The sequence below is a fragment of the Actinoplanes sandaracinus genome, from assembly GCF_030009775.1.
Lineage (GTDB): Bacteria > Actinomycetota > Actinomycetes > Mycobacteriales > Micromonosporaceae > Actinoplanes > Actinoplanes sandaracinus.
Map to the genome: position 1 here is coordinate 363,065 of NZ_JASCTH010000001.1, position 25,031 is coordinate 388,095.

Here is a 25,031-nt window from a genome sequence, read left to right on the forward strand (position 1 = left end):
TCGCCGGCGATTCTCAGCGGAGCCAGCCCTGCTTCCGGGCGATACGGATCGCATCGAGACGGTTACGCGCCCCGGTCTTGGAAATGATCGCGGAAAGGTAATTGCGGACCGTTCCGCCGGACAGATACAGCCGCCCCGCGATCTCCTTCACCGAGTCGCCTTCCGCCGCCAGGCCGAGCACCTCCAGCTCGCGTGTGCTCAGCCCGCGGTCGGTGTTGAGCGACGCCGCCTGCAGCATCGGCGACACCACCCGCTCGCCACGGGCCAGGCGCCGCACCGCGTCCGCCAGCATCGTCGGCGAGCTGTCCTTGACCAGGAAGTTCAGCCCCCCGTTCCACCGGCGCGGCGGGAGCATGCCGCGCTTGGACGGATCGCACAGCAGCAGCATCGAGCAGGACGGGATCGCGGTGTGCAGCGCGTCGGCCATCGGCAGGACCTGACTCACCATGTACTGCGTGTCGATCACGACGACGGTGGGCCACAGCTGCGCGGCACGCTGCGCCAGATCACCGTTGATCGGCAGGGTGTCCACGTAATGCATGTCCGGTTCGGTCTCGAGCAACGCTCTCACGGGGACACCGAAGTATCCCTCGTCTCTCACCACAACGACCCGGATCATCACACCACCTCGCCGATGGACGCCGGCGCCGGCCGGTTCGTCGACCTTCGCAGAACGTCGGACGCACTTACCTTTCTATCGCCCCGTGTCCATTCGGTGGACCTCGGGGCGACAGATCTTCCGGTGATCCAGGAAAACAGATGTCCTCCCAGTTCAGCGACGATCCGTGCCAATGAAGATCACCATTGGTCACACACATAACGTAACTGGCCGACGCGCTCTGCGCACCTGTCCATAGCCGATCGAACGAGTCAGGTATGCCGGATCAACTTAACGGGAGTCGGAAATTTCCTGGACATCGATCATTTACTCCTCGGAAACCTGGCGGATGTCCCGCTATATCTGGACCAAAGGTACCGGGAACTGATCGATTTTCGCCATTCCGATCACCTGAAAGTGATAACGGTTCCCCCTTCGCAACCGGACCGTTATGCCGCCCATTCTTGATCTTCGGAAAACGAGAAAACCTCATCCGACCGAAAACGATTATGTCCATCCCTCGCCCGAGTGGCTCACGGCCGCTCTCCTCCGGGGTGTACGGCCGCAGCGGCGTCCGGCCCGTGCCCGGGCTCACCGAACCGGCCCGGCGTCGCCGACGGAAACCGGGTCACCCCGGGCGCCGTCTTACCTGGTCCGGCACAGCAGCCGGCGGGGAGGCGGACGGTGGCACCGGCGCGGAGGCGGTTGCGGTCCAGTGCTGGGGCACACCGGCGCGCCAGTGCTGGGGCACACCGGCGCGGGACATGCCCGAAAGACGCGCCGGGGCCGTGCCCCGCGCGGGCCTCGCGGGGGACGGGCGGGACGGGATGAGTGCGGTTGACGGCTGCGCCGAGCGTACGAAAGCGGATTGATCGGCCCTTGAATTTCGGGCTGACAAGGCTTGCGCCGAGGATGTACGCTCCCCGGCAATGGATACCTTCGCGAATGGAACGGGGGTCTCGTTCACAAAAGGTGAGTGCTGATGCGCTCTCTTGCGGTGAACGGGAAGGCCCGTCTTCTCCACTGGCGGCGCGTGCGGAATTTCGCCGTGCCGGCCTCGATGATCGAAACTGCTACCGCCCGCCGGCTCGCCGGGGATTGGGCCGGGGCGTGCGCTGCCGCCCGCGTCGATGTGGATCTTGATTTCCGTGCGGTGACCCGTGCCCGTGGACGTGCGTTCGCGGGAGTCCTTCGTGCCGACCTGCGGCGGCTCGCACCTGACCTGCTGCGATGGCATCTGCCACGAGCCGCCGGGGACGGCCTGTTGCGGCCGGGCCTGACCCTGTCGCTGGCCCGCTACGCCGATCCCGGCCATGAGCTGCACCTGGTCGTCCGGACCGCGCCGGCCTGGGCGGACGCCGGGCAGCGGATCAGCCTGGCGTTGTGGGATTCCACTGCCGACGATCCGGGGCCGCACCCGCGGTCACGGCCCGACCGGCGGTTCCGGCTGGACCTGCATCAGCACCTCTGGGCCGCGGACCGCGTCGTGGACCTGCGCGAACGATGTGGCATCGCGCGCGGCTCGGGCTCGTCCCACGAGACGATGACGGCCGACGAGATGGGGGCCGGAGCGCGAGCTCCGGAAACCTGGACCACAGAAGCCTGGACCGCCGAGGCTCGGACCGCTGAGGCCTGGATGGCCGAGGTGCCGGCGAGTCACGGTTATGCCGTGCACCGGTGGCGGGCAGAGGCGGAGATCCTGCGCGTGGCCGACCGGTATGACGGGCCGGTCGTCGTCCGGCTCGGCGGCGGGCGTCGCCTGCTGCTGGACGAGGACGGCCGTGGCACCCGCTTCACCGACGCGCGGGAGAGGACGACGGGCGCGGTCCTGCCCTATGCGGCCACCTGTCTGCCGCTCGACCTGGAACTCCTTCACGCCGGGCTGATCGGCGTGGACGACCTTCACCCTCTCGTCGCGGAGGCGCTCACGGACGAGGCCTCGCCGGGCTTCGCGGAACCGCGGGCCACGACGAACGCCGAGACGCCACCGATCACCGTGGGATTCGCGGGGTCGCGCGCTGACCAGGGCGCCCGGCCGGGGACGCGCCGCCACGGCGAGACCCGCCCGCCGGGGGTGAGCGAGGGCGTCCGGCTGGTCGAGTGCTGCGGCCGGACGCACCGGCTCGCGCTCACCGACGGGGTCTTCGTGCCGCTCGACCACTCGTCCGAGGACCTGCGCCGGGAGGAACTGCTGGCTTCGCTCGGCGGGCCGCCGCTGCCGTGCCTGCGGGTGATCGCCTCCGAAGCACGCAGCCCGGATCGCCTCGACGAGATACGGGCCCGGCTGGACCACGGTGATCACGCCGGCGCGCTGGCCATCGTCGAGGCGCTGCTCGGGCCCGGGGCCCGGCTGCCGGACGGCCCGTTGCTGGACGCTTTCACTGATGCCACCGAAGCCCGGATCACGCACGGCCTCTACCGCGCCGGGCTGACCACACGTGTCCCGGCCTGGGCGAACGCCCGGGTGCCGGCCTGGTTGCGGGTCGCGCCCCACCTGCGGTCGGCCCGCACCGGCCGCACCTGCCGCTCCAGCCGCGACGGGCGGCCCCACCGCGCCGGACGCACCGGGCGGGCCGGGCGATCCGGCCGGGTCAACGGGGTCCGGCGCGCCTGCCGGGCCGAGCGCGCCGACCGGGCCGGCCGGCGGGGACGGCATCACCGGCTGCCGAAGTGGGCCGTCGCAACCTCGTGACCGGGACGTTCGCCCCGCTTCGTGCGGGTGCCCTCCCCCGCACACCCTCCTCCGTGGCCGCCGTGCGGCCACCCGTCTCCCCCAAGGTGATCGACGTGATGCTGACCGACCCCACCCTGCCCGCCGCCGCCGAACTGCTCGCGCTGCTCACCACCACCGGCACCGAACCACGGCCGGACCACCAGCTCGAAGCCCTCGCCCTGGCCGTCGCCGCCGACCTGCCGGTGCTGCTCTGGGGCGAACCGGGCATCGGCAAGACAGCCACCCTCAACCAGCTCGCCGACGGCCTCGGGCTGCCGCTCACCACGGTGATCGCCAGCGTGCACGAGCCGTCGGACTTCGCCGGCCTGCCGGTCGTCGGCGACGACCCGGCGGTGCAGGGTGTGCCGATGGCGCCGCCGGACTGGGCGGTGAAGCTGGTCCGGACCGGGCACGGCCTGCTGTTTCTGGACGAGCTGTCGACCGCGCCGCCGGCGGTGCAGGCGGCCCTGCTGCGGGTGGTCCTGGAGCGGCGGGTCGGCGCGTTGCGGCTGCCCGACGGAGTACGGATCGTGGCCGCCGCCAATCCACGGTCGTCCGCCGCCGACGGGTGGGAGCTGAGCCCGCCGCTGGCCAACCGGTTCGTGCACCTTCAGTGGGCTTTCGAGCACGACGTGGTGGTCCGCGGCCTCGGCGGAACCTGGCCCCGGGCCACGCTGCCCCGGCTCGACGCGGCGGGACTGCCGCAGGCGGTCGCGCGGGCACGGCGGGCGATCTGCGGATTCCTGGAGGCACGGCCGACGCTGGTGCACCGGTTGCCGGACAGTGAGACCCGCCGGGGCGGGCCGTGGCCGTCACCGCGCAGCTGGGACATGACGTTGCGGCTGGTCGCGTTCGCCGTCGCCGCCGGCACGTCCCGCGAGGTGCTGTCGATGCTGGTCCGCGGCACGGTGGGCGACGGGCCCGGCCTGGAACTGCTGGCCTTCATCGACCGGATGGACCTGCCCGACCCGGAGTCGCTGCTCGCCGACCCCGGCTCGGCGATCCTGCCGGAACGCGGCGACCTGCGGCAGGCGACGCTCGACGGTGTGGTCGAGGCGGTCCGTAAGCGGCCGGAGCGGGCCCGCTGGGACGCGGCCTGGGCGGTGCTGGTGCGGGCGCTGGAGACCGGCGCTCCCGATCTGGTGGTGGTGCCGGCGTCCACTCTGGCCTCGCTGCGCCGCGACGACTGGTCGGTGCCGGCGGCGATCGAACGGCTCGCCCCGGTGGTGACGCTCTCCCGGCGGGTGGGTGCGAGCCGATGACCACCGTGGAAGCTCCCCGGCGGGCGGAACTCTCGACGGAGCAGGCGGAGAAGCTCTATGCCGCGCGGCTGTTCGCCGCACAGAAGAGGCCCTATCTGGCGACGGCGCTGTTCGCGTTGAGACCGATCGTGTCGTGGAGCGTGCCGACGATGGCGGTCGACCGGTTCTGGCGCTGCTATGTCTCCCCCGCCTTCGTGACCGTCACCCCGATGCGGGAGCTGGCCGCGGTCTGGGTGCACGAGGTCTCCCACCTGCTGCGTGACCATCACGGCCGGGGCGAGCGGCTGGCGGCGGCGAAGGACCTGACCGAGCCCGGCGACCGGTTGCGGATGAACATCGCCGCGGACCTGGAGATCAACGACGACGCGTACGGCGACGGCCTGCCCACTCCCACCGGGGCGCCCCATCCGGGCATGCTGGCGCTGCCGGCCGGCCGGCTCATGGAGGAGTACCTGCCGCAGATCTCGATCCGCCGGTACTCCCGGCACCTGATCTGGCTGGACTGCGGCAGCGGCGCCGACGGTCTCGACCGGGCGTGGGAACTCGGGCCGGACGGCGCGCACGGCCTCGACGAGCAGGAACGAGCCCTGGTCCGCCACCGGGTGGCGCAGGGCATCATCGGCCACCCGGGCAGCGCCCCGGCCGGCTGGCGACGCTGGGCGACGAAAGTGGTCCACCCGCCGCAGCAGTGGCGGCGGCTGCTCGGCGCCGCGATCCGGTCGGCCGCGTCGGCTCCCGGCGTCGGCGAGGACTACGTCTACAGCCGCCCGGCCCGCCGGTCGGCGAGCCTGCCCGGGGTGATCCTGCCGAGCCTGCGGCGCCGCCCACCCCGGGTCACCGTGGTCGTCGACACCTCCGGCTCGGTGAGCGACAGCGAGCTCGGCAGCGCTCTCCTGGAGGTCGCCGCGATCGCCCGCGCGGTCGGCGGCGGGCGCGACATGGTCCGAGTGCTGTCCTGCGACGCCGCCACGCACGTCGCGGGCCCGGTCTGCGCCGCCGAGGGGATCTCGCTGATCGGCGGAGGCGGCACCGACATGCGTTCGGGGCTCGACCAGGCCCTCACCGCCCGTCCGGCCCCCGACGTGGTGGTGGTCCTGACCGACGGCCAGACTCCGTGGCCGGGCCGGAAGCCGCCGTGCCGGACGGTGGTCGGCCTGTTCCGCCGGCCCGTCCACGTCGACGAGGACAACCCCGACTACCACCCGGAAGGTCCGCCCGACTGGGCCCGGGTGGTCACCATCGGCTGACTCCTCGCCGTGCCGCAGACGCGCCGCCAGGCGGCTCACCCGCGACGATCCACCGGGATCGGCCGCGGGGATCGGGGGGCCGCCTGGTGGCGTCACATCACCAGGCGCTGGTGCGGGCCGGCGAGGACGGCGGCGCCCTCGTCCACGCCGAAGGGCGGAGCACCGGCCCGCACTCCGGTAGCCGACCGCTTCGAGCCGTCGCCCTCGACGGAACAGGCGAGGCCGCCCGGCAGCGGTGGCCGGGCGGCCTCGTGGTCAGGCCGGGGCGGGACGGCCCCGGACGGTCAGTGCAGGACGACCGGCGGGGCGGTGGCGCCCTTCTCCGCGTCGGCGAGGTGGACCACCTCGCGCTTGCGGGGCAGGAACAGCGCCGGGACCAGGGTCAGCGCGGTCAGGACGAAGCCGACCACGAACGTGGTGGCGAACGAGTCGGCGGCGAAGTCCAGGCCCCGCTGCAGCAGGCCGGGGTCGGGGATGGTGGCCGCCACCTTCGGGTCCATCTGGGCGGCGATCGCGAGCCCGGCCTCGGTGATCGGGTCGCCGGTCACCGGGTTGGTCATCCCGGGGATGGCGGGCGACTCGTTCAGCCTGGAGGTCAGGATCACCGACATGACGGCGCCGCCGACCGAACCGGCGATCTGCTGAAGGATGTTCAGCAGGGTGGAGCCGCGGGCGACCTCGTGGTTGGTGAGGGTGCGCAGCGCCGACGTCATGATCGGCATCATGGTGCCGCCCATGCCGAGGCCCATCACGAACAGCGAACCGCACAGCAGGACGTAGGACGTGTCCGTGTCGACCTGGGTGAACGTGAAGAACCCGGCCGCGATCAGCAGCAGCGCGAACGGCACGGTCCGCCCGACCGGCACCTTGTCGGCGAGCATGCCCGCGATCGGCATGGTCACCATGGCGCCGATGCCCTGCGGCGCCATGAGCAGGCCGGCGTGCAGCGTCGACTCGCCGTGGATCTGCAGGAAGTAGCTCGGGAAGAGAAGGCCCGCGCCCATGAAGGCGACGGTGAAGACGGAGAGCGTGATGGACGCGACCGTCAGGTTGCGGTTGCGCAGCAGCCGCAGGTCGAGCAGCGGGTGCCTGGGCTTGAACGAGTAGAGGACGAACCCGATCACCAGCAGGCCGCCGGCGAGCATCGGGATCCACACCTTGTTCGCTGTGATGGTCTGCTCCTCGGGCAGCGTCGAGACGCCGTAGAGGAAGAGCGCGAGGCCCGGCGAGAGCATGAGCATGCCGATGAAGTCGAACGACTCGGACGGCTCGGGGTTGTCCTTCGGCAGCACGATCTGGGCATAGATCAGCGCGATCACACCGATGGGCAGGTTGATCAGGAAGATCCATTCCCAGCTGTACGAGTCGATCAGCCAGCCGCCGAGGATCGGGCCGCTGATCGGGCCGAGCAGCATCGGGATGCCGAGGACCGCCATCAGCCGGCCGATCCGCTCCGGCCCGGCCGCCCTCGTCATGATCGTCATGCCGAGCGGCATGAGCATGCCGCCGCCGAGGCCCTGGAGAACCCGGTAGGCCACGAGCTGGCCGATGTTGTCGGCGGTGGCACACAGCACGGAGCCGAGGGTGAACAGCAGGAGCGCGGTCATGTAGAGCCGTTTGGTGCCGAACCGGTCGGCGGCCCACCCGGAGAGCGGGATGACCGTGGCGAGGGCCAGCGTGTAGCCGGTCATCGTCCACGCGACCTCGGCATAGGTCGCGTTGAACACGGTCTGGAACGTCGGGATCGCGACGCTGACCACGGTCACGTCGAGGATCGACATGATGGCGCCGAGGACGACTACCCCGGCGATCTTGAGAACGGCGCCGTCCAGCTTTGCCGGCGCCGCCACGGGTTGACTCTTCACAGCATCTCCACAGGTAGGGCGGCCACGGGGAGCCTAGCGACGGGGTACGACGCCCACCTGAGATTTATCGTCGCCACCGGAATCTCCCGGCCCGGATCGGCGCGCACCTGCCGAAGCGAGTATTCCCAGGCCATTGGCGGTCCAGTGCAGCACGAACGGGGCGATGAGACCCCCGCCGACCTCCCGCAGGAAGCTGAGAACAAACCCCGCGAGGGTGGTGAACGCCACTTCTGCCGGGGCGGGCAGATGCCACAGCCCGAACAGAACCGCCGTCACCACGTAGGCCCAGACCGCTCCGTGATCATGATAGAGCAGGGTCCACAGCACTCCGCGGAACGCGATCTCCTCGAAGATCACCGTCGCGAGCGGCACCCCGAGCAGCGCCTTGCGGACCGGGTTCGGATGGTTGCGGGCGCCGAGAGCCCGGCGCGCCGCGGGGATCAGCAGCGCGATGCCGTATCCCGCCGCGACGATCAGGAACGCGACCAGCGCGTACCCCCAGCCGGCCCGGGTGAGGCCCACCTCATCGGGCGTGAGCCCGGAGACCGCGACCAGCAGAGCCGCGGCGAGCGGCCCGGTGAAGGGTTGCGCCCGGGCCGGGCCGCGGCGGTTCCAGACGCGGACCGCCACCATGATCAGCAGAACTCCGGCGATGACCACACGTAGACGTTAATCGCTGGACGCGGGTACGGGGCCTCTCTACGGTTGGCGCATCATCGCGACCCGGAGAGGAGACACGGCCATGCGCTACCGCACCGCCGTCGTCATCCCCGTGTCGCGTTTCGAGCTGATCCTCGTGTCTGGTGTGCCCGGCTCCGGCTGCGCCACCGGGGCTGGTCGCTGCCTGTAACAGGCGCAGTCCACCGTCCGATCAGACTCGAAAGACCTCAGAGACATGCATGCCCAGAAGATCCGGAACATCGGCATCCTCGCCCACGTCGACGCCGGCAAGACCACCCTCACCGAGCGGATCCTGTTCGCCACCGGCACGACCTACAAGACCGGTGACGTGGACAGCGGCAACACCGTCACCGACTTCGACCCCCAGGAACGGGATCGTGGCATCACCATCTTCGCCGCGGCGGTCAGCTGCGACTGGGCCGGCCACCGGCTCAACCTGATCGACACGCCCGGCCACGTCGACTTCTCCGACGAGGTCGAGCGGTCGCTGCGTGTCCTGGACGGCGCGGTCGCCGTCTTCGACGGCGTCGCGGGGGTGGAGCCGCAGTCCGAGAGCGTCTGGCGGACCGCGGACCGGTACGGCGTACCCCGCATCGCCTTCGTCAACAAGCTCGACCGGCCGGGCGCCGACCTGGAAGTGGCCGTGGCCTCAATCCGGGACCGGCTCGACGTGACGCCGCTGGTGGTGCAGATGCCGATCGGCCGTGAGGGCGACTTCGCCGGTGTGGTCGACCTGGTCGACCAGCCACCGCCTGCGATGAGGGAGGCCCGGCGGAGGCTGGAGGAGGCGGTCGCCGAGCTGCATCCGGCAGCCTTGGAAGAACTGGGCGACATGTCCGACTCGACGCTCAAGGATGCCATCCGGGACCTGACCCGAGCGGGTACGGCCGTGCCCGTCCTGTGCGGCTCGGCCTACCGCGACAAGGGTGTGGAGCAGTTGCTCGACGCGATCGTCGACTATCTGCCCGCGCCGGCTGGCGACCCGGAGAAGGATCCCGTCGCGCTCGTCTTCAAGAAGCGGGACCGGCTCACCTACCTGCGCGTCTACGACGGAACGATCACGAAGGGAGATGTCGTGTGGGACGCGGGCTCCGGCCGTACCGAGAGGATCTCCCGCATCCTCCGCGTGCAGGCCGACCGGAACACCGACGTCGACCGGGCGGTCGCCGGCGACATCGTCGCCGTCACCGGGCCGAAGTCGGCCCGGACCGGCGCGACGTTCTCCACCAGGCGGCGCCCGGTGGTACTGGAGGCGCCCCGGGTGGCCGAGCCCCTGGTCTCGGTCGCGGTCGAGGCCCGCACACCGGCCGGCGCACAGCGTCTGCCCGGCGCCCTCGCGGCGCTCGCCGTCGAGGATCCGTCGCTGAGCGTGCGCACGGACCCGGAAACCGGTCAGGTCCTGCTGTCCGGCCTGGGCGAGTTGCACCTGGAGGTGGCCGTGGAGAAGCTGCGCCGGACGACCGGCCTGGAGATCACCACCGGCCGCCCGCAGGTCGCTTTCCGCGAGGCCGTGACCAGCGGCGTCACCGGATTCGTCCACCGGCACGTCAAACAGGACGGTGGCGCGGGCCAGTTCGCGCACGTCGTGCTGGACGTCGCGCCACTCGACGGCACGGGCTTCGTGTTCGTGTCGGCGGTGACCGGCGGCCGGGTGCCGGCCGAGTTCGTACGTGCCGTCGAGGCCGGCTGCCGAGATGCTCTCACCGACGGTGACCATCCGGTGGTCGGCCTGCGGGTGACGCTCGCCGACGGTCAGACCCACGTGAAGGATTCGTCGGAGATGGCCTTCCGGGCGGCCGGCCGGTTCGGGCTCCGCGCGGCGCTGCGTGCCTGCACGCTCACCCTGCTGGAACCGGTCGCCGAGGTCACGGTCAGCGCGCCTTCGGACACGCTCGGCGCGGTGCTCGGCGATCTCGCCGCGCGTCGCGGTCAGGTCACCGATTCATCGGTACGCACGGTGACGGCGACCGTGCCGCTGGCGGAGCTGTTCGGGTACGCGACCCGGCTGCGCAGCCGCACGCACGGCCGGGGGACGTTCACCAGCCGCCCGGCCGGTTACCGCCCGGCGGCGTGAGCGAGGGGCGGGCCCGGGATCACTCCCGGGCCCGCCCGTTCGCCTGATTTCACGCCAGGTCGGCCTGATAGAGCAGGCTGCGGTGCGTCGGCCGGTAGCCGAGCCCCTCGTTGACCCGCCGCATCGCCGCATTGCTGTCCGCGGTGTCGGCGAGCAGCCCCGCCAGTTCCGGGAACCGGGCCCGGACGTGCGCGATCTGCTCCGCCTTCATCCACCGGGCCAGCCCACGCCCGCGGTGTTCCGGCATCACCCCGGTGCCGTAGTGCTGGCCATCGCCGGTCCCGGCCCCGGCCACCACCACCTCGGTGAACCCGGCGATCTCCCCGTCCGCCGCGATCGCCGCGGTGGTCAGCAGGATCTCGCCGCGCGCGGCCACCGCCTCGGCGACCCAGTGCAGCCGGGCCACGTCCCACACGTCCGGTTCGAAGGCGGCGTCGTCCATTGGCATGTCGTCCATCGCGACCCGGGACCGGGCGTAGGTCTCCGCCCACTCGTCCGGGACGGTGCCCTCCCAGTGCACGAGCCGGTAGCCGCTCACCGCCTCATGCGGGGAGGGGGTCAAGGAGAGATCCAGGCGGGTGTACGTCAACGCCAGCACCCGCCGCAACCCGGCCGCCGCACAGAACGCGTCGCCGTCGGACCCCTCCCGGACCGGTTCGCCGAGCAGCGCTGTCAACCCGCGCCGGGTGCCCGCGTCGATCGCCTCTCGCAGCAGCCGCGTCCCGACCCCGGCCCGGCGTTCGGCCGGATGCACGCTGATCCGCAGATCGGCGGTCCCGCCGGTGGGCGGCACCCGCAGGAAGGCGGTCCCGAGCGGACGGCCGTCGCCACCTTCGGCGATCCATGCCGGAGAGTCGTTGTCGGGGTTCACGAGCGCGGTGACACGGAAGATCATGCGACGCATTGTCACCTACGTGATACGAACGGGTGCCATCATTTTTGGATGCGTTCAACGGTGGCAGCGGTGCACGACGTGGTGACGAGGCTTCAACCGATCGACAATCTCGAAGGCGAACACCGCGGGCACACGCTCGGCTGGCTGCGCGCGACCGACGACGTCTACCGCCGCGTCAAGCCGGCCGAACCACCCCGGCACCTGGTGTCCTACGTGGTCCCGGTCGACCCGGCCGACGGCGGTGTCCTGCTGGTCGAGCACGTCAACGCCGGCCTGTGGCTGCCACCTGGCGGGCACGTCGAAGTCGACGAGGACCCGTCCGTCACCGCGGCCCGCGAGATCGAGGAGGAACTCGGCGTCGTCGCCGCGGTGTCCGGCGCTCCCCTCTTCCTGACCGTCACCGAGACCGTCGGCATCGACGCCGGCCACACCGACGTCAGCCTCTGGTACGTCGTCGAACTCTCCCGTGACCAGGTTCTGAAACCGGACACCGGCGAGTTCCACAGCGTCCGGTGGTGGACCCGCGACGAGATCGCCGCGGCCGACCCGAAACTGTTCGACCCGCACCTCTCGCGGTTCTTGAGGAAGCTGCCTATCTGAGCACCCGATAGGTCAGGTGGGTGACGCCCCGGCTCTCGATCACCTCGGGATCGCTGAGCCGCACCGGCGTCACCACCTGCGCCCCGAAGAAGGCGGTCCCCTCGCCGAGCAGCACCGGCACCAGCGACACGGTGATCTCGTCGAGCAGCCCGGCGTCGAGGTACTGCCGGGTGAGCGTGGGCGTGGACACCGACACGGCCCGGTCCCCCGCTTCCTTCCGCGCCGCCTCCAGCGCGGCGATGGCATCGGTGTAGAAGGTGGTCCGCGAATCCTCCCGCGGCCAGCCGCCCGGCACCGAATGACTCACCACGAAGACCGGACATCCCGCCGGATGCCTTCCACCCCATCCATCGGTACGGTCGAACAGCCGCCGTCCACAGATCAGCGCCCCCGCCTCGCCCAAGGTCGTCCGCAGGAACCGCTCGCTCTCCTTGGTCACATGGACCACCCAGCGCGGATCCGCGGTCGCCACCTCGACGGCGCCGTTCTGGTACCAGCCGAACAATTCGCTCACGCTGTCGTTCTCATCCGCGACGAAGCCGTCCAACGACATGGACAGAGCAGCGACGACCTTGCCCATGGCAGGCCTCCTCAAGCGCATCCCTCCCCGCAGGTTTCCTCCTCCGGGCGGTTCACGCAAGCCATTCATGAAAGCATTCCCCCTGCTCAGGCCTTCGCGCGCAAGCCTGGAGGGTATGTACTCCCCGCGGACGACGTACTGCGGAGGCGACGGGACGCGAACCCGCCGGGCGCGTGCCCCGCCCCGTCGGGACGATGCCAGGCGGCTTTCCTCAAGTCCGCCGTGGCATTGCCGATGTTTGTCGTGGAACGCCGTTTTCCGCCCTGCTCAGGGGAGTTCGGAGATGCTCGCTGCGCCAGCAGGCCGGCACGGGGTTCACCCTGCCCTCGGCGCGGACCCACGGGACGTCACCGACCACGGGTTCACGCTGATCGAGGTGCTGGTGTCCCTCGCGCTGATCGGCACGATGATGACGGCGCTGGTTCCCTTCCTGGTCCGATCGGTCACCGTCGCGGAGGAGGAGCGCACACGGCAGGTCGCCGTCCAACTCGCCACCGACGCGATCGAGCGCGCCTCCGCGGTGACCGGCGCCGCGGCTCTCACCGGGCGCGGCTACGCCGCGGCGAAAGCCCAGTGGGACGCCGTGTACGCCCCGGCGGCCACCGCCTACGCCGATGCGGTCCGGCCATACCTGGCGACCATGAGTCTCGGTAACCCGGCGAGCGTGTCGGCGGCCGCGAAGGCCTCCTGGTTCGCATGGGATCTCCAACTTTCCGGCAGCTCCACGGCCGGCGCGACGGCGGGACTGCCGACGGCGCCCGTCGACGTGCTGCTCGGCGGCGTCACGTACCGGCAGAACTGGTACCTCGGAATCTGCCGTCAGCAGCTCGGCTCTAGCGGCCCCTGCGTCAGCCCCGACGGCCCCGACCCCTCTCCGGCCCGGGCCGATGTGCCCTTCCTGCGGGTGGTCGTCGCCGTCACCTGGCCCGGCCGGACCTGCCCCGGCAACGTGTGCACATACGTGACGTCGACCCTGACGAGCATCACTGAGGACCCGGTCTTCAACCTCAACCGGCCGTCGCCGATCGCACAGGGTCCCGGGGCGCAGACGAGCTACGCCGGGCTGGCCATCAGCGGGCTGCAACTCACCGCCACGGGCGGTCAGCCCGCGCTGACCTGGGCCTTCACCGGCCTGCCGCCCGGCCTGTCCGGGTCCGCCGGCGGGCTCGTTACCGGCACCCCGGCCGACCCCGGCACGACCAGGAAGTACACCGTCACCGCGACGGTCACCGATCAGCTCGGCCGCAACTCGACGGCGACGTTCGACTGGACGATCATTCCCCCGCCGGTGGTCGCCAAGCCCGCCGACCAGATGACCCGTGCCGGCACGGCAGCGTCGCTGCCCATGACCGTCACCGGCGGGGCCGGCCCGATCGCCTGGTCCGCCACGGGTCTGCCGGCCGGCCTGTCGATCGACGTGTCCACCGGCGTGATCTCCGGTACGCCGACGGCGTCCAGCCCGCTCACCAGTTCCGTGACCGTGACCGCCACCGACGCGGTCGGACGTGCCAGCACGGTGACCTTCAAGTGGAGTGTGCTGGTCTTCACCGTGCCGGCGCTGGCGCCGCGCACCGACTCTGTCCGGGACCTCGTCTCGTTCTTCGTGCCCGCGCCCACCGGGGGGAAGGCGCCGTACACCTACCGGATGGTGGACTTCCCCGGTGAGGGTTCCGGCGAGATCTCCATCAATCCGTCCACCGGCGAGATCTCCGGCAAGGTCTGGTACGGCAACCGTTACTTCACCACCGTCTACGTCAAGGACGCCACCGGCGCGGAGACCAGCACGACGTTTCTGTGGAACGTGCTGGTTCCCAAGTCGGGCGACCTGTCGATCAGCATTCCCGACCCCGCCAATCCCGACCAGACCAGCAGGGTGGGGCAGGCCGTCACGCTGAGCGGCTACGCCCCCACCGGAAGCAACAGCTCCTTCGCCTGGTCGGCCAAGGGCCTGCCGCCCGGCCTCGGCATCACCACGCAGAACAACCGTGGCGTGATCACTGGTTCGCCGACCACGCCGGGCACCTATCGAGTGACCCTTCACTGCCAGGACTCGAACTACCTCAAGGCGACCGTGATGTTCGACTGGACGGTGACGCCGTGACGCGCCCACCACGGCTTCCAACCAGCGACGACGCCGGTGTCACGCTGGTCGAGGTCATGACGGCGATGGCCCTGTCCGGCGTCGTGATGGCGATCTTCACCACCGCGATGATCCAGGTCTACCGAGCCGTCGACGCCACCGAGAACGTCAGCGTCAGCCAGACCCAGTTGCACCTCGTCTTCCGGTTCCTGGACCGCGAGATCCGCTACGCGTCCGGCGTCACCGAGCCGAACACGACCGCCGTCGGCGGGGCCTGGTACGTCGAATTCCTCGGCACCGACCCGGCCGCGGGCGGGCCGGCCTGCCACCAGCTGCGCCTGGACGGCTCAGGGGTGCTGCGACAACTGACCTGGACGCCCGGCTCGCCGCCCGGGGCGGGCGCCGCGGGACGCACCCTGGCCTCGAACCTCGCCTTGCCCGGCGGCACCGTCGCGGCGCCCTTCACACGACTCACTCCGCATCCGGAGCCGACCATCACCCCGACGGCCGGCCCCGTTCTCGTGCCGGACTACCAACGTCTGAGGGTACGGCTGACCGCGCGCTCCGGCACCGCCACGTCGCAGTCGGACGCCACCTTCACCGCGCTCAACACCTCGCGGGACACCACCGAGCCGAGCGTCTGCATCGAGGGGCGGCCGGTCGCATGACCTGGATCACGCGACGCCGCCGGCCGCGGCCCGGCCCGCGCGACGAAAGCGGTTCGCTTCCGCTCGCCATGCTGCTCACCCTGGTCGGCATGTCGTTGAGCGCCATCCTGGTGCCCATCGTGTTCGACCAGATCGTCGCCACCCGGACCAGTGCGGACCGGTCCCTGGCGCTGCACGCGGCCGAGGCCGGCCTGCACACCGCGATGGGACACATCCGGGCCGCCGCCGACGGCACGGGCGCCGGTGATCTCCCCCTACTGCCCGCCGACCCGCTGACCGGCAGCATCGGTCCGGGCGGAAGCCAGCGCTACCGGGTCACCGTCAGCTACCGCAACCTCGACGGCGCCCCGCTCACCGCCCTCACGGCCCAGCCGACGTCCGCGGTCATCGTCTCCACCGGCATCGCCGCGCCCACCGGTTCCTTCGATGTCGGCACGGCCGGCAGCCGCACGCTCCAGGCCACCTACTCGTTCCGGTTGTCCAACCAGACTATTCCCGGCGGCCGCATCCACGTTCGCAGTGCCAGCATCGACCTCTGCCTCGACGCCGGCTCGACGCGGCCGACCGCCGGCACCCCGGTCACCATGCAACGGTGTGCCGAGGGCTCAGCGCGTCAGATCTTCGCCTACAACCCCGACCTCACGCTGGTCCTGCTGTCGTCCAGGAGCGAGTCCAACACGCTGGGCATGTGCCTGGACGCCGGCTTCCCCCACGTCAGCGGCGCTCTGGTCGTGCTCCAGCAGTGTTCCGCGACCAGCCCGCCTCCGCCCCGTCACCGGTGGAGCATCAACGACTCCGCCAACCTGATGGGCACCAGCGACGGGACATACCTCGACGGCTACTGCTTCAACGTGCAGAACCCCGATTTCACGGGCAGCCGGGTGGTGCTCTCCAACATCCGGTGCAACAGCGGTTACGACAACGAGCAGACCTTCCAGCCGGACCCCGCGGTCGGGGCCGGAGCCGCCGGACCGGCCACCAGGCAACTGGTCAACTATCAACAGTTCGGACGCTGCCTGGACATCACCGACTGGTATCTCGGCACCACCTATCTGATCGCGTGGCCCTGCAAACAGGCGCCCGACCCGTCGACCATCGGGTGGAACCAGAAGTGGACCCTGCCCACGCCGAGCCCCGGCAGCCACAGCAGCACCGGACGCATCTACGCCACCGTCGACGGCACCGACTACTGCCTGCGCAGCCCGCGCCAGCCCGGCGGCTATCCGGTCCTCGGCGCCTGCAGCAGCACGTCCGTCCCCGCCGACATGACCTGGACCGTCTTCGGCGCCACCGGCGTCTACGCGACCAGCTTCCGGATCGTGGACGGGGCCGGCCTGTGCCTCGCCCCGGTGGACCCGGTCAAGTCGCCGACGCTGGTCTACACCGGGTCCTATTCCGGGCCGCCGATCAGCCGGATCGTCATGCAGGCCTGCGACGCTTCCGGCTGGCAGAAGTGGAACGCTCCCGCGGACCTGTCGAAGCCGCTTCCGCTCACGCAGATCACCGAGCGATAGGCGACAACCCCGTCATCGGTCTGCCCGCCCGGCGCCTTGAGCTGCTTCAGCGGCTCGCGGACACCCTCGCCGGCCGGGTTTCCGGTCGATGTCCGAGCGCTGATCATCGCCCGGACGGCAGCGAGCGCGTCCCGGCGGCACGTCACCGCCGCCCGGCGCGTTGCTCGTAGCGGTCGCCATGGCCGCGGCCGCCGGCGCCGCGGTCCTCGGGTGCGCCGGCGGCGGGGCCGTCGGCGTCCCGGCCGTCGGCGCTGCCGCGCTCACCGCGGGCTCGGCTTGCGGCCCGGGACGCCCGGGGCCGCTCTGCAGGATCACGGTGGTCACCACGGCCATCACCGCGGCGGCGCCCACGGCGAGGACGAGCGGCCGTATCCGCGACGAGCGACGGCCACGAGGACCGGTGAGTGCGGAGAACATGTGGGTCGGCGCGGGCACCGTGGCGATGACGCGCGCCGGCCGTGGACGGGCCGCCTCCGTCGACCGGGCCGGCCCAGGATCGAGGTTCAGCCGTTCCAACGCGGCCCGCACCCGGCCCGGGGTCGCCGGGCGGTCGGCCGGATATTTCCCCAGCAACGCCTGCAGCAACCCGTCGAGCTCCGCCGGGATCCCGTCCCGGACGGTGGAGGCCGGCGCGGCCGTCCGTTCCACGTGCTGCCAGGCGATCTGCATCGGGCTGTCACCGGTGAACGGCGGGCGGCCGGTCAGCATCGCGTACAGCACGCAGCCCAGGCCGTACAGGTCGGTGCGTGCGTCCACCGCGCTGCCGGTGACCTGCTCCGGCGCCATGTACGCGCTGGTGCCGATCATCTGCGCCGGTCCGGTCAGCTCCCCCTGATCGATCCCGGCCACTCGGGCGAGGCCGAAGTCGCAGACCTTCACCCGGCCGCCGTCGCCGAGCAGGATGTTGGCCGGTTTCACGTCCCGGTGCACCACGCCGGCCTCCGCGGCCGCCTCCAGGGCAGCGCACACCTGGACCGCGACGCGGACCGCCTCGGCGATCTCCATGGGCCCCTCGGCGAGGCGCTGCGCGAGGCTGCGGCCCTCGACGAGTTCCATCACCAGGAACTTCATGCCGTGATCGGCGCCGACATCGTGCACGGCCACGATGTTCGGGTGCGACAGACCCGCCACGGTCCGGGCCTCCCGGCCGAACCGCACCGGCAACGACCAGTCGGCCGGCCCCACCGGGTGCAGAATCTTGACCGCCACCGCGCGCCCCAGCCACCGGTCGAGTCCCTGCCACACCTCGGCCGTGCCGCCACGGCCCAGCAACGACCGCAACTCGTACCGATCACTCAAGACGCGTCGCCACACCGAGCCACCCTGACACAACCGGTGCCGGCCTGCCCCGTCAGTCACCCGCACGCGTCAGCGTGGAACGCCGGCTCCTCCGCCCGCGGAAGAACGTCGCTCTCCACCTGAGGCGACGGCTCTCCGACGTCGTCCACCGGCCGGAAGAGGATGACCGAAATCGTTTGCCAAGCGCCGGCGTGATGACCATGATCCATTAAGATGACTACATACAGCGAGCTCTTGGCCTTACACGACCAGCAGGTTCGGGGCAGCATCGCCTCACGGCTACCCGACAACTGGAAGCCGTCATGGGACGGCCCCGTCCTGCAGATCACCACCCCCGCGCGGGGGCTCGCTTTCGCCCAGGATCTCGACGGCCTCAGCGTCGAGGAACTGGATTCGCTCATCGAGCGCGCGCGAGACCGCTCCGCGGCGCACGGGCAGGCGATCGAGTGGAAGACCTACGGCCACGACCGTCAGGACCTCCCCGAGCGGCTTCGGCTGGCGGGGTTCGCACCGGAGGACCAGGAAACGATCGTCATCGGCCAAGCGACCGACCTGACCGGCGCCGGGGAGGTTCCCGACGGCATCACCATCCGCGCCACGACGGACCTCAGCGACCTGCGTCGCATCGCGGCCATGGAATCCGAGGTCTGGGGCGTCGACTGGTCCTGGCTGGCCGACGACCTGCTCGACCGCATCCGATCGGCCCCGGACAACATCGTCGTCCTCGTGGCGGAGGCCGAGGGCGAGGTGGTCTCGGCTGCCTGGCTGGCCGCCTTCCCCGGCACCGAGTTCGCCGCGCTGTGGGGCGGCTCCACCTTGGCGCCATGGCGCCGGAAGGGCATCTACCGTGCGCTGGTCGCCCGCCGCGCACAGATTGCGTCTGAGTGGGGCGTCAAATACCTCATGGTCGACGCTTCCCCGGACAGCAGCCCGATCCTTCAGCGCCTGGGTCTGCACCCGGTCAGCACCACGACGCCATGGGTATGGAGTCCGGCCACCTGACGGGGATGCGCTCCTCCCGGCCGATCGAGGATGCGGTTCTTCTGTGCTGGTGCCGGGTGCCGTGCGGAACGGGGTGCCGTGCGGCAGTCGGCCAGGCCCCCGTCCGATGCCGCACACCCGGCAGCGAGGCCATGGCATTCACCCACCAGAATGTCCCGCATGACGGAGAGCCAGGCGATCGGTACAGCGCCTGACGACTACGACGCGTTGCATCGTGCGGCGCAGAACAGTCCTTCGCTTCACCAGCTCTGGGCACGGGCGATGGCCGACGAGTATCCCCTCGCCCCGAGAACGCGGCGGCGCTGCGTGCCGAGCTCGGCGAGCGGGTGGCCGGGAACCTGATGCTGGAGGCCGAGCTCGCCCTCGCCAACGGCTTTCCCGAGCGGCAGGCACAGTTGCTGGTGCTGCGCCGCCGCTGAACCGTCGGGTCGGCGGGATTCGAACCCGCGACATCTCGCTCCCAAAGCGAGCGCGCTGACCAAGCTGCGCCACGACCCGTGGTGTTTCCGTGCCGCCGGGTGGTTTCGAACCACCGGCCTCCGCCTTATGAGGGCGGCGCTCTGGGCCTCTGAGCTACAGCGACGTGAGCGGAGAGCGGGAGATTCGAACTCCCGGCAAGGGTGATCACCCCTGCTGCGGATTAGCAATCCGCCGCCTTAGGCCACTCGGCCAGCTCTCCATCGTGGACCCGGCCGGACTCGAACCGGCCACCTTCCGCTTGCAAGGCGGACGCTCTCCCTGATGAGCTACGAGCCCTTGCGTACCCGGAGAGGGATTCGAACCCCCATCCTCCGCACCCTGAATGCGGCGCCTCTGCCAGTTGGGCTACCCGGGCCTGTCTCACTGCGTGCCCTCGGCGCGATTCGAACGCGCACCGTCCAGGTCCTCGGCCTGGTGCCTCTGCCTGTTGGGCCACGAGGGCGGTGAAGCTGCGAGCGGAGGACTCGAACCCCCACTTCCGCGTCCAGAGCGCGGCGTGCTGCCATTTGCACCAGCTCGCATCCGGTTCGCATGCTGGCCGTCGCTCAGGCGTGCCACGGCGTGCGGATGGCACGCCGGGGATACGGCTGGGGCGACGGCCGTCGACGTCGAACCGAGAGTGGCTACCGGGCTTCGAACCCGGGACCTCCGCCATGGCAAGGCGGTGCTCTACCCGCTGAGCTACAGCCACATGATCAAATTGACAAGCGTCCCCGGAGAGATTCGAACTCCCGACCCCCGGATCCGTAATCCGGTGCTCTATCCGCTGAGCTACGGGGACATGTCGTCCGCTGTGAAATTGTCAAAGAATGCGGAGCACGGGCAGCAGGAATCGAACCCATATCTGCCGGATCCGGAAAGCCGGTGCTCTTCCTGTCGAGCTGCACCCGCAAACGAGAAACGCCGCCTGCTTCCGGTTTCGGAAGGGGGCGGCGCGAAGATCGCTAGCTGGATGCTAGCTGCGCCACCGGCCCAGACGTCGGCTCGGACCACTCAGACTCGGAGAGCCTAGGCCGCTCAGACTCGAAGAGCTGAGGCTGCTCAGGCTCGACGAGCCGGGACCACTCGGGAGTTGGGCCGGGGAACTCGGGAGGACCATGAACCGCTGCCACATCTGCTTGCCGGACATCGTCTTCCCCCTCTGCCTCCCGCCTCCCGGGGACGTCCCGGTCGGTGCTGAGGACAAACATAGGCAACGGCCGGGCGCCCGTCCATCGAATTAATCGAGGAAACTGGAGCACATGGGGTACCGGGTTCTGGCCGAGGTCACGATGGCAGTGCATTTCCTGTTCATCGTGTTCGTGGTGTTCGGCGGATTCCTGGCGTGGCGGTGGCCGAAAGCGATCTGGTCGCACCTGGCCGCGGCCGCCTGGGGCCTGTGCATCGTGCTGTTCGATCTGAACTGCCCGCTGACCTACGTGGAGGACTGGGCACGGCAGAGGACCGGCGAATCCGGGCTGAGTCACGGTTTCATCGACACCTACCTGACCGGCGTGATCTATCCCGAGCGCTTCCTCGACGAGGTGCGGCTGCTGATCGCCGCAGTGGTCGCCGTCTCGTACGCGGGCGCCGTCCATCGAGCGCGGACGCGGTTCAGGCGGGGCTGACGCCGCCGGGGTGTCCCGGTCCGGGGAGTGGGCGCCGGTTCTGGAAGGCCGCACCGGCGCGGGCCGGTGCGGCCCCGGCGAGCCGCCTCGGCCCGGTGACGGGACCCCACCCCGCCCGCGCCGGTCAGTCCAGGAGTGAGTCCTTCGGGCCGGGGCTGCCGGCCGGGTACTCCAACAGCGGCACCGTGCCCGCACGCCAGGCCGTGAGGACCGGCTCGACGATGCGCCAGCACTGTTCGACGGTGTCGGCCCGTACCGACAGGGTGGGATCGTCGTCGAACACGCCGCGCAGGACTTCGCCGTACGGCGGGAGGTCTCCCGCGCCGAAGTCGGCCTCCAGGGTGACCGGGTCGAGCACGAAGGGATCGCCCGGGCCGTTGATGTTGAAATCGAGGGCCACGTGGTCCGGGCCGAACCCGATGCGGAGCCGGTCCGGCTGGTCGTGTCCGTGCAGCCCGTCCGGGACGCGGGGCGGCCGCTTGAAGGTGATCACGGCTTCCTTGCGGCTGTCGCCGACGGCCTTGCCGGAGCGCAGGCGGAACGGCACGCCGGCCCATCGCCAGGTGTCCACCGCCAGGACCAACTCGGCCAGGGTCTCGGTGCCGCGGTCCGGGTCGACGCCGGGCTCGTCGGCGTACGACGGCAGCCGCCGCCCGTCCAGCTCACCGGCCGTGTAGCGGGCCCGCTGGCTGCACTGCGCCGGATCGTCGCTCCACAGCCGGGTGGCCCGCAACACGTCGGCCTTGCGGTCCCGGAACTCGGCCGCTGCCAGGGTGAACGGCGCCTCCATCGCGAGCAGGGCGAGGATCTGCAGCAGGTGGCTCTGGATCATGTCGGCGAGGGCGCCGGCGTGGTCGTAGTAGCCGGCCCGGTTCTCCAGCGCCAGGTTCTCGTCGAAGACGATCTCGACCGACTCGACGTGGGTGGCGTCCAGCACCGGTTCGAAGATCCGGTTGGCGAACCGCAGGCCGAGGATGTTGAGCACGGTCGACTTGCCGAGGAAGTGGTCCACCCGGTGCACCTGTTCCTCCGGAACGAGGCGGTTGATCAGCCGGTTCAGTTCGGCGGCCGACTCGCTGCCGGTGCCGAACGGCTTCTCCAGCACCAGCCGGGTGCCGTCCGGCAGGTCTACGTCCAGCAGCGCTTCGCAGGCGCGGGCGGTGACGGCCGGCGGCAGCGCGAAGAAGATCGCCACCTTGCCGCGCGCCTCCCCGAGCAGGCGCCGCAGGTCGTCGGTGTTCGTGACGTCGGTCCGCACGAAACGGGCCCGGTCGGCGACGTCCGACGCGGCCGGGGCGGCGCCGGCCGGAGGTGTCGGCTCACCGGCCGACCGGGCGGCGGCTCTCGCGCCGCGGGCGCCGAACGAGTCGTGGACGCGCTGCCGCCAGCGCGCGTCGTCCCAGTCGTCGGTGGCGGCGCCGATCAGGGTGAGGCCGGGCACGTGGCCGGCGGTGAGCAGCGCGCCGAGCCCGGGCAGCAGCAGCCGGCCGGTCAGGTCCCCGGTCGCGCCCAGGATGATCAGGGTCTGGTCCGTCATGGACGGTGGGTACCCGCCGAGGCCGGACGGTACTCGACCTCGGGGCGGCCCGGTCCGCCGTACCGGGGGCTGCGGACGACCCGGCCGGCCTCGGCGAGGTGTTCCAGGTAGCGGCGGGCGGTGACCCGGGACGTGCCGGTGCGTGCGGCGACCTCCGCGGCGGACAGCCCGGCCGGTTCCGCGGACCGCAGCGCGGCCAGGGTCAGGTCGAAGGTCGACGCGTCGAGTCCTTTGGGGAGCGTGTCCGGCGGGGCGCCGCGCAAGGTGGCGAACACCCGGTCCACCTCGTGCTGGGCGGCGACCTCGGCCGATCCGGCGAGCTGGCGGCGGTACTGGGCGTACCGGTCGAGTTTGTCGCGGAACGCCGCGAAGGTGAACGGCTTGAGCAGGTAGTGGGTCACTCCGAGGGCGACCGCCTGGCGGATCATGGCGATGTCCCGGTTCGAGGTGACCGCCAGGACGTCGGTGCCGCTGCCCGCCGCGCGCAGTGCCCGCGCGATCTCCAGACCGTGCTTGTCCGGCAGGTTCAGGTCGAGCAGCACGAGATCGATCGGTCCGGCGCGGAGCAGGCTCATCGCCTCCCTCGCGGTCATCGCCACACCGGCCACCACGAAACCCGCGACCTTCTCGGTGTACGCCCGGTGCGCTTCCGCGATCAGCGGCTCGTCGTCGACCACCAGGACGCGGATGGGTTCCTGAGGACTCATGCCGGCACCGGCAGCCGGACGGTGAGGACCGCGCCGCCGCCGGGGGCGGTCTCGATGACGTAGCTGCCGCCGTACCGCTCAGCGACTTGCCGGACCAGGGACAGGCCGATGCCGTGGCCGTCTCCCTTGGTGGACCAGCCGCGCCGGAAGGCCGCGGCGGCCTCGTCCGGGCGCAGCCCCGGGCCGTTGTCGGTGACCCGGACCAGCACCTCGCCGTTCTCCTCGCGGACCAGCACCCCGACCCGGCGCGGCGCGGGCGAGCCGCCGACCGCCTCGAGGGCGTTGTCGATCAGGTTGCCGACGACGGTGAGCAGGTCACGGCCGGCGACCGGGCTGCCGGTGAGACGAGACTCGGTGTCCACGGTGAGTTCCACGCCGCGCTCGCCCGCCTGGGCCGACTTGCCGAGCAGCAGGGCGGCCAGGGCCGGCTCGTCGACGGCGCCGACGACCTGGTCGGTGAGCTGCTGGGCGAGGGCCAGCTCCTCGGTGGCGAGCCGGATCGCGTCGTCGGTACGGCCGAGTTCGACCATGGTGAGGACGGTGTGCAGCCGGTTGGCGGCCTCGTGGGCCTGGGCGCGCAGAGCCTCGGTCAGGCCGCGGACCGAGTCGAGTTCCCCGGTCAGCGCGCGCAGCTCGGTGTGGTCGCGCAAGGTGAGCACCGTTCCGAGGACCCGCCCGTCGAACCTGGTCTCGCGGCGATTGGCGACCAGGACCCGGTCGCCGACGAGCACCGGCTCGTCCACCATGGGCCGTTGCTCGCTGATCAGGCCGGACACCTCGGGCGGCAGGCCGGGCGGGCCGTCCCCGGTCGCGCCGAGCAGCCGCCGCCCCTCGTCGTTGATCAGGGTCACCCGGCCGTCGCGGTCGACGACGACGAGGCCCTCGCGGACGGCGTGCAGGACGGCGTCGTAGTACTCGTACATCCGGGTCATCTCGGCCGGGCCGAGGCCGTGGGTCTGCCGGCGCAGGCGGCGGCTGAGCAGCCAGGATCCTCCGGCGGCGAGCAGCAGGGCGACGCCGGTGGCGGCGCCGACCAGGGGAAGCTGGGCGATCAGGCCACGGTTGATCGTGTCGGTGGTGATGCCGACCGAGACCAAGCCGATGATCGTGCCGTCGCCGGGCGCGCGGACCGGGACGACGGTGCGCCACGAGTCGCCGAGGCTGCCGCGGTACTCCTCGACGACCATGCCGCCGGCCAGCGCGTCCGCGACCGTGCCGGCGAACGGGAGGCCGATCAGCTCCGGGCTCGGATGGCTGTACCGGGTGCGGTCGGGCGCCATCACCACGACGAAGTCGATGTCGGTGGCGCGGCGGATGGCTTCGGCGTACGGCTGCAACGTCGCCGACGGATCGGGGCCGCGCAGCGCGCCGGCGACCGCGGGCGAGTGCGCGATGGTCTGGGCCACGGCGGTGACCTCAGCGATCGCGGCGTTGCGGGCGTCCTGGCGGGCGAGCAGCACCGCCCCGGTCGTACCGATCGCCACGAGCAGCGTCACCACCAGCACCTGCAGAGCGAACAGCTGCCGGGCGATACTCCAGCGTCGAGCCAAACCGGGGCCTCGTTTCGTTTCCTACGGGTGAACAGAATGACCGTAACCGTGATTGCGGCTGAGACCCAGGAC

At 71.1% G+C, this 25,031-nt stretch carries 19 protein-coding genes and 9 tRNA genes; 10 read left to right on the forward strand and 18 right to left on the reverse strand.

Going from position 1 to position 25,031, the window contains the following annotated elements; translation table 11 throughout:
• Window positions 1-13: 13 nt before the first annotated feature.
• Complete coding sequence (locus QLQ12_RS01685; protein ID WP_282756669.1) at window positions 14-571, reverse strand: response regulator transcription factor; 558 nt, start codon at window positions 569-571, stop codon at window positions 14-16.
• Between the two features lie 1,009 nt (window positions 572-1,580).
• Here QLQ12_RS01685 and QLQ12_RS01690 point away from each other — a divergent pair.
• From QLQ12_RS01690 to QLQ12_RS01700, 3 genes are all read left to right on the forward strand, one after another.
• Window positions 1,581-3,290, forward strand: a complete 1,710-nt coding sequence (locus QLQ12_RS01690; RefSeq protein ID WP_282756670.1) for a hypothetical protein — start codon at window positions 1,581-1,583, stop codon at window positions 3,288-3,290.
• A 98-nt stretch (window positions 3,291-3,388) separates the two neighbouring features.
• On the forward strand, window positions 3,389-4,573 hold the full coding sequence (locus QLQ12_RS01695) for an AAA family ATPase (RefSeq protein WP_282756903.1): 1,185 nt from the start codon (window positions 3,389-3,391) through the stop codon (window positions 4,571-4,573).
• The gene (locus QLQ12_RS01700; protein ID WP_282756671.1) at window positions 4,570-5,820 is read left to right on the forward strand and encodes a vWA domain-containing protein; all 1,251 of its coding nucleotides are present in this window, start codon (window positions 4,570-4,572) and stop codon (window positions 5,818-5,820) included. The genes QLQ12_RS01695 and QLQ12_RS01700 overlap by 4 nt, the downstream gene beginning before the upstream one ends.
• A 284-nt stretch (window positions 5,821-6,104) precedes the next feature.
• Here the strand turns inward: QLQ12_RS01700 and QLQ12_RS01705 are convergent, their stop codons facing one another.
• Entirely contained in the window at window positions 6,105-7,685 is a 1,581-nt protein-coding gene (locus tag QLQ12_RS01705) for a DHA2 family efflux MFS transporter permease subunit (protein ID WP_282756673.1), read from the reverse strand.
• Between the two features lie 33 nt (window positions 7,686-7,718).
• On the reverse strand, window positions 7,719-8,345 hold the full coding sequence (locus tag QLQ12_RS01710; RefSeq protein WP_282756674.1) for a CPBP family intramembrane glutamic endopeptidase: 627 nt from the start codon (window positions 8,343-8,345) through the stop codon (window positions 7,719-7,721).
• Window positions 8,346-8,580: 235 nt separating this feature from the next.
• Here QLQ12_RS01710 and QLQ12_RS01715 point away from each other — a divergent pair, with 235 nt between their 5' ends.
• Window positions 8,581-10,440, forward strand: a complete 1,860-nt coding sequence (locus QLQ12_RS01715) for an elongation factor G (RefSeq protein WP_282756675.1) — start codon at window positions 8,581-8,583, stop codon at window positions 10,438-10,440.
• Between the two features lie 49 nt (window positions 10,441-10,489).
• Here the strand turns inward: QLQ12_RS01715 and QLQ12_RS01720 are convergent, their stop codons facing one another.
• Window positions 10,490-11,335 carry a GNAT family N-acetyltransferase gene (locus tag QLQ12_RS01720; RefSeq protein WP_282756676.1) on the reverse strand — a complete coding sequence of 282 codons (846 nt, stop codon included), beginning with the start codon at window positions 11,333-11,335 and terminating at the stop codon, window positions 10,490-10,492.
• Window positions 11,336-11,383: 48 nt separating this feature from the next.
• Between QLQ12_RS01720 and QLQ12_RS01725 the strand changes: the two genes are divergently transcribed.
• A complete protein-coding gene (locus tag QLQ12_RS01725; RefSeq protein WP_282756677.1) occupies window positions 11,384-11,935 on the forward strand; it encodes an NUDIX domain-containing protein in 552 nt (183 codons plus the stop codon).
• Here the strand turns inward: QLQ12_RS01725 and QLQ12_RS01730 are convergent.
• A complete protein-coding gene (locus QLQ12_RS01730; protein ID WP_282756679.1) occupies window positions 11,928-12,515 on the reverse strand; it encodes a dihydrofolate reductase family protein in 588 nt (195 codons plus the stop codon). The genes QLQ12_RS01725 and QLQ12_RS01730 overlap by 8 nt on opposite strands.
• A gap of 283 nt (window positions 12,516-12,798) precedes the next feature.
• Here QLQ12_RS01730 and QLQ12_RS01735 point away from each other — a divergent pair, with 283 nt between their 5' ends.
• From QLQ12_RS01735 to QLQ12_RS01745, 3 genes are read left to right on the forward strand one after another with little or no spacing between them, the layout of a single operon-like run.
• On the forward strand, window positions 12,799-14,616 hold the full coding sequence (locus QLQ12_RS01735; RefSeq protein WP_282756680.1) for a putative Ig domain-containing protein: 1,818 nt from the start codon (window positions 12,799-12,801) through the stop codon (window positions 14,614-14,616).
• Window positions 14,613-15,263: a prepilin-type N-terminal cleavage/methylation domain-containing protein gene (locus QLQ12_RS01740; protein WP_282756681.1), complete on the forward strand. Its 651-nt coding sequence runs from the start codon at window positions 14,613-14,615 to the stop codon at window positions 15,261-15,263. The genes QLQ12_RS01735 and QLQ12_RS01740 overlap by 4 nt, the downstream gene beginning before the upstream one ends.
• The gene (locus tag QLQ12_RS01745; RefSeq protein WP_282756683.1) at window positions 15,260-16,777 is read left to right on the forward strand and encodes an RICIN domain-containing protein; all 1,518 of its coding nucleotides are present in this window, start codon (window positions 15,260-15,262) and stop codon (window positions 16,775-16,777) included. Before QLQ12_RS01740 ends, QLQ12_RS01745 begins: the two co-directional genes overlap by 4 nt.
• A 12-nt stretch (window positions 16,778-16,789) precedes the next feature.
• Here QLQ12_RS01745 and QLQ12_RS01750 read toward each other — a convergent pair whose 3' ends face one another.
• Window positions 16,790-18,076, reverse strand: a complete 1,287-nt coding sequence (locus QLQ12_RS01750; RefSeq protein WP_282756684.1) for a serine/threonine-protein kinase — start codon at window positions 18,074-18,076, stop codon at window positions 16,790-16,792.
• A 213-nt stretch (window positions 18,077-18,289) separates the two neighbouring features.
• Here QLQ12_RS01750 and QLQ12_RS01755 point away from each other — a divergent pair, with 213 nt between their 5' ends.
• A complete protein-coding gene (locus QLQ12_RS01755) occupies window positions 18,290-19,078 on the forward strand; it encodes a GNAT family N-acetyltransferase (protein ID WP_282756685.1) in 789 nt (262 codons plus the stop codon).
• A gap of 423 nt (window positions 19,079-19,501) precedes the next feature.
• On the opposite strand, the gene QLQ12_RS01760 is transcribed toward QLQ12_RS01755, so the two are convergent.
• The 9 genes from QLQ12_RS01760 to QLQ12_RS01800 all read right to left on the reverse strand — a co-directional run bounded on the left by QLQ12_RS01760 (window position 19,502) and on the right by QLQ12_RS01800 (window position 20,339).
• Window positions 19,502-19,576 (reverse strand) — tRNA-Pro (locus QLQ12_RS01760).
• Window positions 19,577-19,587: 11 nt separating this feature from the next.
• Window positions 19,588-19,661, reverse strand: a tRNA-Met gene (locus QLQ12_RS01765).
• Between the two features lie 5 nt (window positions 19,662-19,666).
• Window positions 19,667-19,757, reverse strand: a tRNA-Ser gene (locus QLQ12_RS01770).
• 4 nt (window positions 19,758-19,761) lie between these two features.
• Window positions 19,762-19,834: transfer RNA gene (locus QLQ12_RS01775), tRNA-Ala, on the reverse strand.
• A 5-nt stretch (window positions 19,835-19,839) separates the two neighbouring features.
• Window positions 19,840-19,913 (reverse strand) — tRNA-Leu (locus tag QLQ12_RS01780).
• A 13-nt stretch (window positions 19,914-19,926) separates the two neighbouring features.
• Window positions 19,927-20,000 (reverse strand) — tRNA-Leu (locus tag QLQ12_RS01785).
• Between the two features lie 7 nt (window positions 20,001-20,007).
• Window positions 20,008-20,079 (reverse strand) — tRNA-Gln (locus QLQ12_RS01790).
• Window positions 20,080-20,176: 97 nt separating this feature from the next.
• Window positions 20,177-20,249: transfer RNA gene (locus QLQ12_RS01795), tRNA-Gly, on the reverse strand.
• Window positions 20,250-20,266: 17 nt separating this feature from the next.
• A tRNA-Arg gene (locus tag QLQ12_RS01800) sits at window positions 20,267-20,339 on the reverse strand.
• A 460-nt stretch (window positions 20,340-20,799) separates the two neighbouring features.
• Between QLQ12_RS01800 and QLQ12_RS01805 the strand changes: the two genes are divergently transcribed.
• On the forward strand, window positions 20,800-21,165 hold the full coding sequence (locus tag QLQ12_RS01805) for a DUF2784 domain-containing protein (protein ID WP_282756686.1): 366 nt from the start codon (window positions 20,800-20,802) through the stop codon (window positions 21,163-21,165).
• Between the two features lie 124 nt (window positions 21,166-21,289).
• On the opposite strand, the gene QLQ12_RS01810 is transcribed toward QLQ12_RS01805, so the two are convergent.
• Genes QLQ12_RS01810 through QLQ12_RS01820 form a run of 3 tightly spaced genes read right to left on the reverse strand, consistent with a single transcriptional unit; the run spans window position 21,290 to window position 24,959 of the window.
• A complete protein-coding gene (locus tag QLQ12_RS01810) occupies window positions 21,290-22,702 on the reverse strand; it encodes a glucose-6-phosphate dehydrogenase (RefSeq protein WP_282756687.1) in 1,413 nt (470 codons plus the stop codon).
• Window positions 22,699-23,409, reverse strand: coding sequence for a response regulator (locus QLQ12_RS01815; RefSeq protein WP_282756689.1), 711 nt, complete (start codon window positions 23,407-23,409; stop codon window positions 22,699-22,701). The genes QLQ12_RS01810 and QLQ12_RS01815 overlap by 4 nt, the downstream gene beginning before the upstream one ends.
• Complete coding sequence (locus tag QLQ12_RS01820) at window positions 23,406-24,959, reverse strand: sensor histidine kinase (RefSeq protein WP_282756691.1); 1,554 nt, start codon at window positions 24,957-24,959, stop codon at window positions 23,406-23,408. The genes QLQ12_RS01815 and QLQ12_RS01820 overlap by 4 nt, the downstream gene beginning before the upstream one ends.
• Between the last annotated feature and the right edge of the window lie 72 nt (window positions 24,960-25,031).